24 protein-coding genes and 1 pseudogene are annotated in these 15879 nt (G+C 39.7%); 23 read left to right on the top strand and 2 right to left on the bottom strand.

The features are described from left to right. The first annotated feature begins 102 nt into the window (after positions 1–102). Complete coding sequence (locus T515_RS11485) at positions 103–2616, top strand: glycoside hydrolase family 31 protein (protein ID WP_036611211.1); 2514 nt, start codon at positions 103–105, stop codon at positions 2614–2616. A gap of 195 nt (positions 2617–2811) precedes the next feature. On the opposite strand, the gene T515_RS11480 is transcribed toward T515_RS11485, so the two are convergent. Both T515_RS11480 and T515_RS11475 read right to left on the bottom strand, forming a co-directional pair. Continuing rightward, positions 2812–4011 (bottom strand): hypothetical protein, encoded by a 1200-nt coding sequence (locus T515_RS11480; protein ID WP_036611209.1) that lies wholly within the window; start codon positions 4009–4011, stop codon positions 2812–2814. Positions 4012–4018: 7 nt separating this feature from the next. After that, positions 4019–4423 (bottom strand): helix-turn-helix domain-containing protein, encoded by a 405-nt coding sequence (locus T515_RS11475; protein ID WP_036611207.1) that lies wholly within the window; start codon positions 4421–4423, stop codon positions 4019–4021. 292 nt (positions 4424–4715) lie between these two features. On the opposite strand from T515_RS11475, the gene T515_RS11470 reads away from it, so the two are divergent. From T515_RS11470 to T515_RS11365, 22 genes and pseudogenes are all read left to right on the top strand, one after another. Continuing rightward, positions 4716–5261 carry a hypothetical protein gene (locus T515_RS11470; RefSeq protein WP_036611205.1) on the top strand — a complete coding sequence of 182 codons (546 nt, stop codon included), beginning with the start codon at positions 4716–4718 and terminating at the stop codon, positions 5259–5261. Then, on the top strand, positions 5233–5445 hold the full coding sequence (locus T515_RS11465) for a hypothetical protein (protein WP_036611203.1): 213 nt from the start codon (positions 5233–5235) through the stop codon (positions 5443–5445). Before T515_RS11470 ends, T515_RS11465 begins: the two co-directional genes overlap by 29 nt. A gap of 10 nt (positions 5446–5455) precedes the next feature. Then, the gene (locus T515_RS11460; protein ID WP_081832797.1) at positions 5456–5800 is read left to right on the top strand and encodes a GNAT family N-acetyltransferase; all 345 of its coding nucleotides are present in this window, start codon (positions 5456–5458) and stop codon (positions 5798–5800) included. Between the two features lie 208 nt (positions 5801–6008). Continuing rightward, positions 6009–6269, top strand: a complete 261-nt coding sequence (locus T515_RS18475) for an HNH endonuclease (RefSeq protein WP_334290864.1) — start codon at positions 6009–6011, stop codon at positions 6267–6269. Between the two features lie 23 nt (positions 6270–6292). Next, positions 6293–6769, top strand: a complete 477-nt coding sequence (locus tag T515_RS11445) for a transcriptional regulator (RefSeq protein ID WP_036611201.1) — start codon at positions 6293–6295, stop codon at positions 6767–6769. Between the two features lie 356 nt (positions 6770–7125). Continuing rightward, positions 7126–7845 carry a hypothetical protein gene (locus tag T515_RS11440; RefSeq protein WP_036611197.1) on the top strand — a complete coding sequence of 240 codons (720 nt, stop codon included), beginning with the start codon at positions 7126–7128 and terminating at the stop codon, positions 7843–7845. A gap of 39 nt (positions 7846–7884) precedes the next feature. Further along, the gene (locus tag T515_RS11435) at positions 7885–8550 is read left to right on the top strand and encodes a hypothetical protein (RefSeq protein ID WP_036611194.1); all 666 of its coding nucleotides are present in this window, start codon (positions 7885–7887) and stop codon (positions 8548–8550) included. Between the two features lie 24 nt (positions 8551–8574). After that, on the top strand, positions 8575–8790 hold the full coding sequence (locus T515_RS11430) for a hypothetical protein (RefSeq protein WP_036611192.1): 216 nt from the start codon (positions 8575–8577) through the stop codon (positions 8788–8790). Between the two features lie 45 nt (positions 8791–8835). Beyond that, on the top strand, positions 8836–8970 hold the full coding sequence (locus T515_RS18215) for a hypothetical protein (protein ID WP_278245417.1): 135 nt from the start codon (positions 8836–8838) through the stop codon (positions 8968–8970). After that, complete coding sequence (locus T515_RS11425) at positions 8954–9202, top strand: hypothetical protein (protein ID WP_036611190.1); 249 nt, start codon at positions 8954–8956, stop codon at positions 9200–9202. The genes T515_RS18215 and T515_RS11425 overlap by 17 nt, the downstream gene beginning before the upstream one ends. 88 nt (positions 9203–9290) lie before the next feature. Continuing rightward, positions 9291–9740 carry a hypothetical protein gene (locus tag T515_RS11420; RefSeq protein ID WP_036611188.1) on the top strand — a complete coding sequence of 150 codons (450 nt, stop codon included), beginning with the start codon at positions 9291–9293 and terminating at the stop codon, positions 9738–9740. Between the two features lie 27 nt (positions 9741–9767). Further along, a complete protein-coding gene (locus tag T515_RS11415) occupies positions 9768–10406 on the top strand; it encodes a CatB-related O-acetyltransferase (RefSeq protein ID WP_036611186.1) in 639 nt (212 codons plus the stop codon). Next, the gene (locus T515_RS11410; RefSeq protein ID WP_036611185.1) at positions 10403–10924 is read left to right on the top strand and encodes an AAA family ATPase; all 522 of its coding nucleotides are present in this window, start codon (positions 10403–10405) and stop codon (positions 10922–10924) included. Before T515_RS11415 ends, T515_RS11410 begins: the two co-directional genes overlap by 4 nt. Positions 10925–10935: 11 nt before the next feature. Continuing rightward, positions 10936–11361: a WapI family immunity protein gene (locus tag T515_RS11405; protein WP_197026439.1), complete on the top strand. Its 426-nt coding sequence runs from the start codon at positions 10936–10938 to the stop codon at positions 11359–11361. A 127-nt stretch (positions 11362–11488) separates the two neighbouring features. Then, entirely contained in the window at positions 11489–12262 is a 774-nt protein-coding gene (locus tag T515_RS16730; protein ID WP_197026438.1) for a YdcF family protein, read from the top strand. A 44-nt stretch (positions 12263–12306) separates the two neighbouring features. Next, positions 12307–12795 (top strand): HD domain-containing protein, encoded by a 489-nt coding sequence (locus T515_RS11395; RefSeq protein WP_036611183.1) that lies wholly within the window; start codon positions 12307–12309, stop codon positions 12793–12795. Between the two features lie 31 nt (positions 12796–12826). Beyond that, positions 12827–13582, top strand: a complete 756-nt coding sequence (locus tag T515_RS11390; protein ID WP_330372667.1) for a DUF6429 family protein — start codon at positions 12827–12829, stop codon at positions 13580–13582. Between the two features lie 37 nt (positions 13583–13619). After that, positions 13620–13931, top strand: coding sequence for a hypothetical protein (locus T515_RS11385; protein WP_081832794.1), 312 nt, complete (start codon positions 13620–13622; stop codon positions 13929–13931). Between the two features lie 28 nt (positions 13932–13959). After that, positions 13960–14613 (top strand): class I SAM-dependent methyltransferase, encoded by a 654-nt coding sequence (locus T515_RS11380; protein WP_036611262.1) that lies wholly within the window; start codon positions 13960–13962, stop codon positions 14611–14613. 51 nt (positions 14614–14664) lie between these two features. Next, a complete protein-coding gene (locus T515_RS11375; protein ID WP_036611181.1) occupies positions 14665–15075 on the top strand; it encodes a peptide deformylase in 411 nt (136 codons plus the stop codon). Positions 15076–15128: 53 nt separating this feature from the next. After that, positions 15129–15467 carry an arsenate reductase family protein gene (locus tag T515_RS11370; RefSeq protein WP_036611179.1) on the top strand — a complete coding sequence of 113 codons (339 nt, stop codon included), beginning with the start codon at positions 15129–15131 and terminating at the stop codon, positions 15465–15467. 94 nt (positions 15468–15561) lie between these two features. Further along, positions 15562–15879 (top strand): annotated as a pseudogene (locus T515_RS11365) (hypothetical protein); the annotation flags it as partial.

Raw genomic sequence — 15879 nt, 5'->3', positions numbered from 1 at the left:
ATTGTGCGCTTACGATTTTTAAATGCCTCAGCTTAAGGGTTCGTGATGGTTGTACTGTTGAATAATCTCATTACATTGGCTGAACAGTTACAAGGAGAAAAAATGCTTTTAAAACAATTTGAATCAATAGAGAAAACAGGCAACGGCTACATCATCCACGGTGATACAGCGGATGTGATGCTCGTTTTTATGACTTCGGATCTCATCAGAATCAGAGTTTCTTTTGACCGTCAGTTTCCTGAGAGATCCTATACACTTGTAACCACTGCCTGGGAGGATGCCATGGATGATCTCCTCTCAGGGGAGAGAAAGAGAATAACAGCCCTTGATGTTCCTTATGAGGAAAAGGAAAAAGAGCTTGTTTTCAGAACAGAGACACTGGAACTGCATCTCCTGAAGAAGCCTTTTTCCTTCCGTCTCTACACAAGGGAAGGAAAGCTGATTTATTCAGATCTTGCTGAGAGAGCCTTTGAGAAGGACCAGCTTGGAAGACTCTATCACTACAACAAAATGGACAGGGAGAAGGATCACTTCTACGGCTTCGGTGAGAAGACAGGTTATCTCGACAAGAAGGGGCGTCGTCTCAGAATGTCCCCTAAGGATGCCATCGGTCATGACCCTGAGAAGGGTGACCCGATGTACAAGCACATTCCTTTCTACATCAGAGTGAATGAGGATAACCTTCATGCCCTGGGACTTTTCTATCACAATTCCTATGACTGCCTCTTCGATATGGGAGAGGAGATTTCCGGTTACTGGGACCGATACAGCTATTATCAGACTGACGGCGGAGACATTGATCTGTTTCTCATGAACGGTCCTTCCATGGCCAATGTCCTCGACCTCTACACCAGACTCACAGGCCGTATGGCTATGCCTACCAAGCAGTCCCTGGGTTACTGTGCATCCACCATGTACTACGCAGAGCTGGAAAAGGACTGTGACCAGGAGATCTACAAGGTCATCGACAAGCATGAAAAGGAAGACATTCCCATCGACAACTTCTGGCTGGCCAGCGGTTATTCAAGCGGTGAGGAGGATAATCTAAGATACGTTTTCAACTGGAATAAGAGAAGATTCCCTCAGCCGGAGAAGTTCTTTGAAGAGATGAACCGCCGGGGTATAAATGTCATCCCTAACCTGAAGCCGGGTATTCTGAAGCACCATCCGTACATCAAATATTTTGAGAAGGAGAATGCTTTCATCAAGACTCCGGACGGAAAGGCTGACTATTACGGACGCTGGTGGGGCGGTGAAGGCCGTTTCATCGACTTTACAAGCGTACAGGGACGTAATGCATGGAAGAAGCTTTTGGAGGAAAACATTCTCAAAAAAGGCACCAAGACAGTTTGGAATGACAACTGCGAGATGGACGGCGTGGAGGACAGAGATGCTTACTGTGACAGAGAAGGCCTCGGCGGAACCATGGCAGAGCTGAAGATACTTCATTCAAACCTCATGGCTTTCCTCGGTAAGCAGGCAATAGCAGATGTATATCCCGGTGAGAGACCTTACATCATTAACCGTGCGGGATATGCGGGCATACAGCGTTACGCTCAGGTTTGGGGAGGAGATAATCTGACAGACTGGCGTACTCTTAAGTTCAATGTAGCAACCATCATGGGCATGGGCCTTTCGGGATGTGCCAACATGGGCTGTGATATCGGAGGCTTTGCAGGTCCGGCTCCTGAAGCTGAACTTCTTCTCCGCTGGATACAGAACGGTATCTTTCAGCCGAGATTCACCATCAACTCCGCGAACAATGACAACACCGTGACCCAGCCATGGATGTACGAGGAAAACCTTCCTTATGTGAGAGCGGCTTACCATCTTCGCTACAGGATGTTCCCGTATCTCTACTCACTTATGGCGGAGGCCCATGAGACAGGAATGCCTGTCATGAGACCGCTGTTCCTTGAGTTCCCGGAGGATAAGCGCTGCTACACTGATGAGAGCCTGAGCTTCATGTACGGCAGCAGTATCCTTGTTGCCAATGTTCTCGAAAAGGGCGCTGTGACGAGAAAGTTTTACCTTCCGAAGGGCGCAACATGGTATGACATGAACGACAATCTCAAGGCTTATGAGGGAGGACAGGAAATCGAGATTCCTGTTGATGCATCATCCATACCTATGTTCCTGAGAGGAAACGGTATCTTCACCACAACAGAGGATGTAAAACATATCCTTAGAGATACCATGAAGCATCTTGAGATACTTGTTGGTGGAGAGGCTGATTCTGCATTCACACTTTATGACGATGACGGACACACAGAGGATTTCCAGAAGGGAATCTTTGCAAAGACCGAAATCAAAGTGAAGGCCGGAGACAGAACTAAGATAAGCTTCAGGAAAGAGGGAGAGTATCCATCAACTCTTGAGACCATGATGATAAAGCTTGTCAGCAAGGAAAAGGGTGCCTACTGGGCAACTCTCGACGGAGAAGAGATTCCTCGTTTCATCATCAGGGATGCCTTCGATGAGGCAGAGTCCGGCTGGTACTACAACATGTCAGACCGTACTATATGGGTAAAATTCCCCGTACCAAAGAAAGATGATTTTGAGGTGGTTATCTCCAAGGAGAAGTTCGACCTCATCGGAATGACCGAAGACGAATAATATAGTTTAGGTGTTACGAAGCCCTTCTTCAAATATAGTCTGTACAAAGGACGAAGATAGTTTCATTGATATCAAAATAAAACAAAAAGTCCAATTATCTCGCAAAGCTTTGAGATAATTGGACTTTTTTTAAGTGCAAGTTTATGATGATTTCAATACATCGAAAAATAACATTATTATTGAAATTTTATTGTTTTACCTGAAAGTTTTCCACAGGTCTTTACCATCCTGGAAAGCCGAGAGCATAGATAGTTTTTTATCATAGAGCTCTTTCAATTTTGGGATACGGATCTGCCGTTCATAGAGATCTTTAGTATAAATGTCGAAGTCCATAAGAGCTTTATTTATATCTACAGTTTTTCTGTTTTGAACGTAAGAAAGTAATTTACTTTCACGCTCCACAAATGAGTGAGTTTTGATTTCATCAATTCGTATTTTATACATCTGATCATAAGGAATGTTATAGAACATGGAATTACCGGAATCATATATGGGCGCAAAGCCTAATAACTCCAAGGTATCAGGGTTTCGCAAGATGGCTATATTATTCATGTGTCTGTCAGTATTAGACAGAAGATAATCAGTCATTATTTCGTAGTCCATGAATCTTGTAAAATACTCTTCTGACATGCCTAATTTAAGACAAACGTTTTTTAATGGGAAATAAAATGATTCGTTTTGACGTATCTTTACGGTTTGCAGCAGTTCCCAGGCGCTGATACTTTCGATGTTCTCGCTGCAGTAATCGTAGGACAAGCAGCCAATTCCATCTATGTCACCCTCAACTTTAAGCAGGGTAAGAGAATATTCGGTAAAATTATCGAATCCCTGCTGCATGTGAAGAGTGGTGGCGAATAGTTCATTCAGGCTTTGCTGGTAAGACTGGCCATAGTTACCCTTGATCATATAACGTTTTCCGGTGCTGTCTATACACCATTTCTTTTGAAGTTCACCTTGAGAGGTAGCAAATTTGAATTTTGTTTCCTTTCTAATGTCTATAAGATGATCTTTGTTTATGGTCAATTCGCCGAATGTATCAACAAAATCATTTGTAAAAAGATTTACATCCTTCCATAATAAGTCTTCACCACGAGGTTTAATCCAATAGCAGTCAGACAGACTGAGTGCAAGATTATCGACCAAGGCACTGTTTGTTGAAGAATATCCAAGACGCTGCAGAGCAGACTTGGCACCATTACGGGTTTTAGGAATGGCACGGTCTTTCCACCAATCATGGAATTTCATTTCATTCATTTGTCCGCCCAATGGGAAATGTTCCCATGCATCTGAGTTTTTTCTGTATTTCCCCAGAGATCCGTCATCAGATATTTCCATAAGGCATACCGGGATGTCTTTATGCATGAGATAGTATTCTTTTACATTTTTTTTTGCCATGATTCTGTTAACTCCAAATAATGTTTTCGTCCTTATCCCATCTGCAATCCTGTTCGAACTTCTCTTTAATCTCATAGAATGATTCAAATAAGTCGGCAACGTAAAGAGGAAGATTTTCAGGTTTGACATTTTCGATATCGAATTTGACCTGAATCGAGTTGCCGACAGAATCATACAGGATTCCGGAACTTTCTTCATAAAAGTAGGTTGTTCCATCTTTGGTGATGATTTTTTTCATAATATCTTTTGCTGATGGAAGCAACATGGAAATCATCTTAATGATATAAGGTGCCGGCCTGGATTCCCCCTGTTCCCACTTACGGAGTGTGCTGACTGGAATATTAAAATAATCAGCAAATTGCGTCTGAGAAAGGCCGGATTTGTTTCTGTATTCTTTAATATTTATGCTCATTTTGATCCTTCATATAATAAAATAATACCATAACTATCCAAATTGGATAGTTATGGTATTATACTACCCTAATTGGACACAAAGTTCAACTTTAGCCAGCATGATTTTTATAGAATACATTGGCTTTTTTACATTTTATATGGGTAGGGTTGATTGTTATATTGGGACATACCTCTTCAGGATGGACTATGCCACTCTCTTATACATGTATGAAGCCTTGCCGAAATTTTCTTAAAGAATCCTTTAGGGGATATGTATTTATAAGAGTACCGGGAAATCTTTGGAGGTTTTCATGAAAGAAAAGGTGGCTTTGTTCAAGGGATATACATTAGCATTGATCGTATCTGTTCTTATGATTTCCATGACATCTTTAGCAGGTGAATGGAGGCAGTATAACGAAAAATGGTACTATATAGGAGATGACGGAAAAGCTGTTAAAGATCAGTGGGCAGGCAATTACTACCTTGGTTCTGATGGTGTCATGGTCACAAGTACATGGACGCCGGATGGATACTATGTGGGTGGGGATGGTGCATGGGACGGGAAACCTGCCAGAACGGAGATCACCATCTCACCTCTCGAAGGAATATATAAGTATTCTTATACAAAGTGCGTCGGTATGGAGCCAACTGTGAAAAGTCGGATCGGACCTGTAGAAGTGATAAACAATCAGGACGGAACCTTCACTGCACAGAACCTGTATGCTTCAGTGATTATGAAACCACTGAAGGACGGAACCTACAGCGCATGGACTAATTTTGATTACTATCATCTGGACAGTACAGGTCTTTTTATTAAATCCGGAGACGGTGTGGATTTCTATAAAAAAAGCTCATGAAATTGAATCATTTATCGATAACCAGATTGTAGTGATGTACCGTTCATATACAGGTGCCGAGATACGTTATTATATTAATACTGTTTCCGGTGATACATATGTAACTGAATTTGTAAAAGGCATTACCGATGGAGAGCAGCGCACTGATGAGACATTTAATGCCTGGGATTATGTGGACGAATAAGGAGCACCCTATGAATTTCAAATCAAATAATTCAAGTACCTGGCTGGAAGACGAGACCGGAAAACGTATTGCAGTACTTGACTATCCGGAGGTTAAACCGGGAGTAGTGAATCTCGTTCATACAGAAGTAGATCCCTCTATGAGCGGACAGGGAATAGCCGGAAAAATAACTGAACATGTAGCAAACCTTCTTAGAGAAGATGGCCGTAAGGCAGAGCTTTCATGCTCCTACGCTATAAAATGGTTCCAGAAGCATCCTGAGTATGCAGATGTTTTAGCAGATCCTGAAGCAGAAGCAGAAAAGGCAATGAACCTCGGCGGACCGGCATGTGGTATAAAACGAACCAGAGGCTAAGGTATTAGTTGTTCTGATGGAGGAATATCAGAGATTGTGTTTTCTCTGGGAGATATTTTTTTTGATATTAAAATTTGAATAATATATTTCGTTAAAAATAAAACTAACAAGGAAGTTTCACGAATGAATCCGTCATATAATCAGTGTTGCTTTAAACTTATTCTGCCAGAATATCTCGAATATGATGATCATATAAAGATTGATAAACATGCTTCAGAGCAAGATTTCAATGAAATCATTTGCAAAAGAACAACGAGCTTTGATGACAAATAAGCTACGTCAATTTATTAAGAAAAGGGATAATTATAATTGTAGGTTTTGTGGCAACTCCACTCATAAGGAGCCTAATCTTTTACTTGAAATAGACCACATTATTCCGGTAGCCAAAGGAGGATTAACGGAGGAAAATAATCTCCAGACTTTGTGTTGGAAGTGTAATAGAAACAAGAGCGATAAGATATTTTTTTAAACGAAAAGTTTTTAGAGGTAGGTATGGTTATCCAAGAAGAGATTGAAAAAAGAGTTTTTTCCAAAGATATGCAGCTGACACCAGGCAAGGGAAGTGCACAGGTCAGTATGAGTAAAATCAAGGAATTTGATGAGAGACTATTTGACTTAAGAATTGATATAGGTGATGTTATCGATGCTTATGCAAAGAAACACAATATAAAACCGAAGTATGATGGCATTGAGGAACTGACACACATATCAACTTCACAGATTAAGCAGATGATAAACGGTCGTGCCAATATCACACGTACAAGTCTTTACAAGCTAGTGGTCGGATTAAAGATGACCGTTGAGGAGGCAAACAAGCTGTTCGGTAAGTTCAGTAATGAACTTACCGAAGATTGTCTTGAAGACTACATTTGCATAAGAGCTTTGAAAGATGGAGATGATATAACACATTTTATTAATGAATACAACCAATATACAAAGGGAAACAAGCTGAAAGATCCTTTGGCATAAAAGGGTGGACCGTCCACCTCCTTTTTAATTACAGATTTTGTTAATGTAAAGCTAACAGGAAAACATGATCTCGAAAGGATATGAAAAAGATATTCAATTGGTCAACTATGAATCTTGATTTTATGAGAGCTGTTATTTTGGCATCACCATATCGAAGCAAAAGATAGGTCGATATTTAAGAGGTGGGTGCTTCTGTGGATGATAACGATGGATTTATTGAGAACCTGGCTGAAGAGTATATGGATGCAGAGGGATTGGACTATGATTCAGCGTATGAGGTGGCGGAAGAAGATTGTCTTTTGTCAGAATTATAGTGGATCAATAGCTTCAGGTTGATGTTTGGAGGCTCAGAGAAAATGGCTAATAAAAGTATTGACGAATGCAAAGATCTTAAGACACTGTTTGAACTATGGAAAAACAAATCACCGAAAAACATCAACGGATTTGAAATAAATCACAAAGATAATGTCTTCATTTCTGATGGTATTGTTAATCCACAGATTTGGTTTGATCAGAAGCCAAGGATATTATTTGTGCTAAAGGAGGCCTATAGTAACAAGAATGATGGGGATTGGCTTCTTACTGACTGGATTGCCAGTGGTGAATGTTTGCATTACAAAATATGGAGAAGGATTGCTATTTGGACTTATGGTGTACTTCATACTACAAGACATAGTATCTGTCCGTACAAAGAACAATATTCGGAAGCGGTATATAAGGATATTCTTCAACGTATAGCTATCCTAAACATTAAAAAGAGCAATGGAAAGAGCAAATCAGATTATGATGAGTTAGAGGCCTATGCTTTTGAGGATATGCCGGAAATAAAAAAGGAATTTATGCTCATAGATCCTGATGTTGTCATTTGTGGCAATTGTTTTCACATCTTGAATAGCACCGTATTTGGACTAGATTATGATTATGGAAAGAATGATAATTGGTATTACTACAAAGATACACTCGGCAAGAAACGTCTGTTTTTGGACTTTTATCATCCAGGAAATCACTGGCCAGATCTATTGAATTATTATGGATTGATGGGGATTTATCAGCAGGCATTGATTTGTGAAAGTTGATAATTGAACAGTATTGAGATTAGTACTAAGGATAAACATATGACTTACGAAGAAATTGAAGCTTATAAAAGGTCTGTGATTGAAAAAGAGAAAAAGGAAGCTTTTAAATTTGTTATTGTTCTTATCGTCGGATGTGTTTTTTTGTTTATATTTCCGCCATTAGCATTCATCCTTATTCCTATCGCATTTATCATGGACATCATCCTATGTGTTAAATGTATAAGAACACGAAGAAAGAATCCGGAAATATGGAAAAAAACGAATAGAAAATATACCGGGAGCAAAAAGAATACTGCATCAGAATCACAACGACCAGATTATAAACAGGAAACAAATGATATAAGAGGGATGAATGCTGCCCAAAAGGCTGTTGCTGCCTATGCTTTGGGTAAAGCTGCAAATACAATGTTGGATGCCGACAAACATAATGTCAAATCTGAAAATCCCAATGTCGAACGCTATGCTAATGCTCGTCAAGAAGCAATTAATCATAGGCATCTTAGTAGTACCCGAAAAAACAGCAGAGAAATAGTAAGATTTAAAAACGGTGGTAATGGGTATATTGAAACCGAATCAAATGGTGTTCAATACTTAGTAGATTATGGGAATCGTAGGCGCGGTTCATATGATCCTATAAGAAATGAAACATATGATGAAAACGGAAGAAAAGTTGGAAAGGGAAATGTTCTTAGGAGCCTTCTTTAACCATTATATTTGGGAGATATTGTTATGTTTTTCAAGAAAAAGCCGGAAAAGAAAACCTATGATAAGCAAAATCAAAAGCCGGCAATCAAAGCCAGCATTTGTAATGGTGAAATGGTCGCCGGATTCATTAATCTTACAACCGGCAAATTTAAAGAGATTATGGTGGTCTGTAATGATAAGGAGATAGAAGAGTTCATGAGAATGTATGGCATTGAAGAGAAAGTCGAAAAGATTTATTGATTAAATATGGAGCTGTTTTAACGAATTACTACTGGAGGATCACCAATGAACAAGAAACTTATCCAGAAAATAATCATTGAATATGGTGGGTTCTTTGGAGGAGCTGAGAGAAGAACACTCATCCATGATGGTGAAGACATCTTTGTTGAGAGAGAATTCTATAATGGATTACCTGATTGATGGAAGGGTGCTTTATCAAAACAAGAAGTGGTCAGAATTACTCACCGAGCTAAAAGAGCTTCATATTGATGACTGGGATCAAGAATACAATGATTCTGATGTTATGGACGGAACGCAGTGGTCATTAGATATAGAGTTTTCAGATGATAGTGAAGGAATTCATATCTGGGGTAGCAATATGTTTCCCAATAACTTTGGAGATTTCTTAAAGGTGATTGAGATGCGGAGATAAGTAATCGCTCTTTTATAAACATTGACATACCTACAGGGTCCGGAAAAAACTCAATGAAAAGGAGCAGGAAAACAAGTACCTCCGGGAGATGTACAGAAGTGCTAAGCATTCTTCTGAGGAAACGGAAGGAATTGTAAAGAAATATGAGGCTGAACGGGACGAGCTGATCGCACTGCGTGAGTATGCCTATAATTCTGAACATAAGGATGATGAGATAGCAGAAGATAAGTTTCCGGATATGGAGAAAGCAATAGCTGATAAAAAGATCGTCATAATCGGAGGTCATGTGAACTGGCAGAACAAGCTTAAAAAGCTATTCCCGGAATGGCTTTTTTTTGCCACAGATGCTTATAAAACCGTAAACAGTGGAATGTTGGAAGATAAGGACAAAGTTTATTTTTATACAGATTACATTAGCCATATCAGCTATAAAAAGTTTATTGCAATAGTGAGGGAAAAGAACATACCATTTGGATACATTGGAAGTAGGAACATTGGCAGTGTGGTGGCGCAGATTTATGGGGAGATGGTGAAGTAGAATCGTAATTTTGTGAGGACAATACATATGAAAGACGGAAAAATCCCTAATCCCAATACAATACATCCGATACCTGGGTACAATAAAGAAATATATGTAAAACCTACGATAAAAAACCCTAACATCATTGTCGGAGACTTTACTTATATTGCAGATTCTGATTTTGAGAGCCATGTTACACACCATTATGAATGGAACGGCGATAAGCTGATCATCGGAAAGTTCTGTCAAATTGCGGCAGGTGTAGAGTTTGTGATGAACGGGGCGAATCATCAGATGAATGCTGTTTCAACTTTTCCGTTCTATACTCTGGAAGGCTGGAATATGAATCCTCCCGCTGTGTCAGACCTTCCGTTAAAGGGAGATACTGTTATCGGTAATGATGTTTGGATTGGTCAGAATGCAGTGATCCTGCCAGGAGTTCATATTGGTGATGGAGCCATAATCGGAGCCAACAGTGTTGTTGGCAGCGACGTTGAGCCGTATTCTATTGTGGTCGGAAATCCGGCCAAGCTGCTCCGTAAACGTTTCGACGATGAACTGATAAGCTTAATGTTACAATTCAAATGGTGGGATAAGAGCAGTGAAGAAATAGACAGTTTGATTCCTATCCTAACGTGTAGTGACTTGGATAAAGTCAGAGAGGAACTGAAGAAAAGAATATGATTATCATCATTACCGGTGCATCTCATACGGGAAAAACCCTCCTTGCACAGAGAATGCTTGAGAAATACAAATATCCGTACTTGTCAATTGATCACCTGAAAATGGGTCTGATTCGTAGTGGTAATACGGATCTCACTCCGGAAGATGATGATAAGTTGACAGGATATTTGTGGCCAATTGTCCGTGAGATCATTAAAACAGCCATGGAGAATCATCAGAATCTTATAGTCGAGGGATGTTATGTTCCGTTTGAATGGAGAAAGGATTTTGACGGAAATTACTTTAAACACATAAGATTTATCTGTCTAGCAATGACAGGTGAGTATATAAAATCTCATTACAACGATATCATAGGTCACGCCTCGGAGATAGAATCCAGGATGTCAGATGAGGACTGTACTTCTGAAAGCCTGCAAGATGATAACAAGATCATTATAGAAGGATTTCAACGTGCCGGTGAAGAAGTAGCGTTAATTTCAGATGATTATGAGAAGGTGATTAATCAGCTGTTGGAATGATAAATCAGAGTTTGAGAGAAAAAATGTATAGAATTGAGACAGACACATTTATATTAGAATTTTCTCCGGAGATTCATTTACAGGACTTTGCATATCCTGTAAATGTAACGCTAGGCGTGAAGGTTTCCAGTTATGGCTATTCAGCTGAAACATTTATGGACGTCGGTGTTCAGGATATAGCTGAATTTGCTGTTCAGCTGAAGAATCTCTATGAAACACTGTCAGGAGAGTCAAGACTGGAAGAACCATATAGTGTTCACAATTATATTATATTTATCGCTGAACCGAACGGTCATATCAAAGTCACAGGATGCTTGAACAATAAAAACGCTTTTGGATATACACAGGAAATAAAATTTGAAAACGAAATTGATCAGACTATTTTGAGAAGCTTTATCAATCAATTATTTTCTGATTTCAGAAAATATAATGAATGACATCGTGTCAAAAACATCTAAAAATAATATGAAACACATAATTAAATATATATTTATGCTCTGCATGGTGTTTTCTCTTTCAGGGTGTGTAAGCCGGAACGTTAAACCCTCCGAAGATCCCAAACTTTTGGAAAATATCGTCGAAGAGATAGCGGTGGATTATGGAAGCTACGGTGTGGAAGCAAATGACAGGATTGATAAACTGTTAAAAGACCTGACCGATGCAGACAAAGTAACAGGAATAAAGTGGAAGGAAATCATTAATATATGGAGTTCCGATGAACTCGGTCAGCCAATTCATTACGGTGTCCTGCCGGACGATCTACCTGATACGGATGAGCTTTGTATCGTTGTCCTGGGTTTTCAGTTGAATCCTGACGGAACAATGAAAGAGGAACTTGTTGAGCGACTTACCGTTGCTCTTAACAGTGCAAAAAAGTATCCGAATGCGTATATTGTCTGCACGGGAGGCGGAACAGCTTCCGAGAATGAATCCGCTTCAGAAGCCGGTGAGATGGCGAAGTGGCTTATTGACCAGGGAATTGAGAAAAAGCGTGTCATTGTGGAGGACAATTCCATAACCACTGCTCAGAATGCCATTTTCACCTATGACATTCTGACATCTCTCTATCCGTCAGTAAAGAAACTTGCAATTGTGTCGAGCGACTACCATATCGCAACAGGGGAGTTGCTTTTTAAGGCTGAGTCGATTCTCAGGGCTAATGCTCCGGGTAATGAAAAACTTGAGGTGATCTCCAATGCCGCATGGAAGGCACCTTCCGGGTCGCTTTCTACCATATTTCAGGCAGGAGCGTTAATAGAGCTGTTCGGGGATGTGGAAACTGCCTTTGATATCTATTATGAGAATTATGACATCCACGGGCTGCCTCCGCTTCATTGAGATATTATACAGATTAAGCATACTTACTATCTGGAGGAAAGATTGTGACAATAGCAGAGATTTTGAGAAAAATGATCGCTTATTCCAATGGCAACATTCATGATATCGACCATCTTATCCGCGTATGGACTTATGCGAAAACTATCGGGGAATTGGAAGGGTTTGATAAGGATACCCAGTTTATCGTTGAAGTTGCCGCGATTACCCATGATATTGCCTGTCCCCTTTGCCGTAAAAAGTATGGAAATACAAACGGAAAACATCAGGAAGAAGAAGGTATCCCTTTGGTGAAGGCATTCCTTTCCGACTGTGACATGAGCGAAAGTCAGATTGAACGTGTTGCCTATCTTGTTGGGCATCACCATACCTTACAGGAGATCGACGGCATCGATTATCAGATTCTGATTGAGGCGGATTACATAGCAAATGCCACGGAGAACGGATACATTCGGGAAAATATCGAGAATTTTATGAGTAAAATAATGAAAACAGAAAGCGGAAAGAGACTGGCACAGGACATATTTTGTCTGTAAGAGAAGCCATACTTGAAAGGATAAAGGAAAAATGAGAACACGGGAAGAAGCCATTGATGACATGATACTGGCACTTATGTATCTTACACGTTTTAATGACGGAGAAGGCAGGCCTTTTAATGAACTTGCGTGGAAGAACTATGATTTTGATGCGATGGATAGACTTGATAAGGAAGACCTTATAATTAATCCAAAGAATAAGTATGCATACCTTACGGAAAAGGGCCGTGAGAGAGCAAGACGTATGCTGTCAGAACTTGATGTAAAAGAACCGGGGATATATAAACATTTTGAGTTTTGTGAAATCAAACCTGAGTTATCAGATGAAGTTGTGAAGATCGAACAGATATGCTTCCCTCCAAATGAAGCATGCACCCCGGAACATATGAAGGCACGTATCAAAGTTGCGCCGGATCTGTTTTTGGTGATTAAAGACAGGGAAAATGATGGAAAGATTGTAGGATTCCTGAACGGCATAGCAACAAATGAACGTATATTCAGGGATGAATTTTTCACTGATGAAAGCCTTCATGAGCCTGATGGAGAAACAGTAATGATTATGGGCCTTGACGTCCTTCCGGAGTACAGAAAAATGGGCCTTGCCAGGGAACTTGTTTTCAATTATTGCAGGAAAGAGCAGGCTCGCGGACGGAAGAGACTTGTACTGACATGTCATAAGGAAAAGATAAAAATGTACAGGAAGTTTGGATTTGATGACCTGGGAGAGTCCGCATCCGAGTGGGGCGGTGAAAAATGGCATGAGATGGAGATAAGACTTAATTTCTAGATGAATTGAGGCGAAAGATACATAACCGAAAGAACATATGAAATATTTTGGAATGCCATTAGGTATGTGGCTTTTGTATAAGCAAAGCTTTAGAGATAATCTGGTAAGCGTTCTTGGTTTTTCTGATACAGAGGCTGACGAAACCATAAAATCAGCGAAACCAAGATATAAGAAAATCATTGGGGAGCTTCCTGAGTTTGAGAAAGAGGATCGGTTCAAGATCAATATTGTAAACTGTGCCATGTTTTCAGCAGTAATCCTCAGCATGAAAAAGAAACCAACAGTTGTGAGAAAATATACACTGGCATCAGGTGGACAGTACTGTGACTGCGGGTATAAGAAGAAATAATAGAAAATATCGGACGGGGAAATTTGTAATGGCGGACAAGACTCAGAAAGCATATAGGGCATCAAAGAACATATATGATGATGTGATCACTCAGGGAAGTTTCCTAAGCAAAATGTATATTAAGATCTTCTGGAGCGGAACTGATGACAATGAGATAGCTCGTAAGGTTCTTTCTTATATTCCTGATAATTTCAAAGGAACAATACTTGATGTGCCTGTAGGAACAGCTGTATTTACAGAGAATAAATGGAAATCTCTGCCGGAATCCGAAATAACATGCCTTGACTACAGTGAAGACATGCTAGAACAGGCAAAGCAGCGACTTAAAGATAGTTCACATATTTCATTCATTCAGGGGGATGTCGGAAATCTTCCGATGGAAGATGAAACTTTCGACATTGTACTGTCAATGAATGGGTTCCATGCGTTTCCTGATAAGGAAAAGGCATTCAAAGAGACTCACAGAGTATTAAAAACTGGCGGGAAATTCATCGCTTGTTTTTACATAAAAGGAAAGTCAAGTTTATCAGACTGGCTTGTAAATACCATACTTTCAAAGAAAGGCTGGTTTACTCCTCCGTTTCATACCGAGGAAGAGCTTATAAAAATTCTGGAACATATGTACAAGGACATTGACATTCATGTTGATGGTTCAATGGTGTATTTCTGCTGTACGAAGTAGCAAAACAGTAGATATTAGAAATGATAGAAAGTGTATAAAAGGAGGTAATCGATGGTTAGAAAGATAGTACGTGATCCCATGTTCCTACAGCAGAAGTCAGAACCAGCAACAGAAGCTGATAAGGAAATAGTTCAGGACCTTATAGATACTTTAAATGCAAATCTGGAAAGATGCGTCGGTATGGCAGCAAATATGATTGGAGAACGTAAGCAGATCATAGTGGTTGCGGTAGGTCCCATAATTATCCCGATGATAAATCCTGTGATCACAAATAAATCAGGAAAATATGAGACAGAAGAGGGCTGCCTCTCTTTAGATGGTGTACGTTCATGTACCCGATACAAGGAAATAGAAGTGGATTTTCTGGATCAGAACTTCCAAAAGCAGCACGGTAAGTATAGTGATTTTGTTGCACAGATAATACAGCATGAGATCGCACATTTCGAAGGCACGTTGATATGATGCGTGTTGGATTTGTACTTTTACAAGAAGTTCAGGTTTGAGAGGGTAATGAAATGATTCAGATATTTGGTACGAAGAAATGCAACGACACTAAGAAAGCACAGCGTTTCTTTAAAGAACGAGGCATAAAGTTTCAGTTTGTTGACATGAATGAAAAAGGTCTTAGCAAGGGGGAATTTACTTCCGTAGCACAGGCTAACGGTGGCATTGAGAACATGATAAACTCTGATGCCAAGGATAAAGATACCCTGGCACTTATAAAGTACATCGCAGAAGAAGACAAGCTGGAAAAGATACTTGAGAATCAACAGGTGATAAAGACTCCTATAGTGAGAAACGGAAAGCTTTCTACTATAGGATATCAGCCGGATGTATGGAAAAAGTGGGAGTGAGATAAATATAGTCACTAATTACAATAAAGAATGATTATAAATATATAAGATTTTTTATATTCAATGTTGTGGCTATTTTGGGGGGTAGAAGAAGATGATAGCTCAGAGAGTAGAGAAACATCTGATAAAACATAATAGTCCGTTCTACTCAATGTTCTGTGACTTTACCCATAAATCAAAGAATCTCTATAATCATGCAAACTATCTAGTCCGTAGCGAATTTGTCAAAAATGATAAATGGCTTCGGTACGGAGATATGGATAAGCTGTTAAAAGCAGATCTTGAATTTGATGATTACAAACAGATGCCTACCGCTCAGTCGGCTCAACAAATCCTTCGCTTATTGGAAAAGGACTGGAAGTCATTCTTTACGGCTATTAAAGACTGGTCTAAACATAAAGACAAGTATCTG

The organism is Oribacterium sp. P6A1, assembly GCF_000702885.1.
In the GTDB taxonomy this organism is placed as follows: domain Bacteria; phylum Bacillota; class Clostridia; order Lachnospirales; family Lachnospiraceae; genus Oribacterium.
The sequence above is the reverse complement of the archived record's forward strand: the minus strand, read 5'-3'. Positions and strand labels throughout refer to the sequence as shown.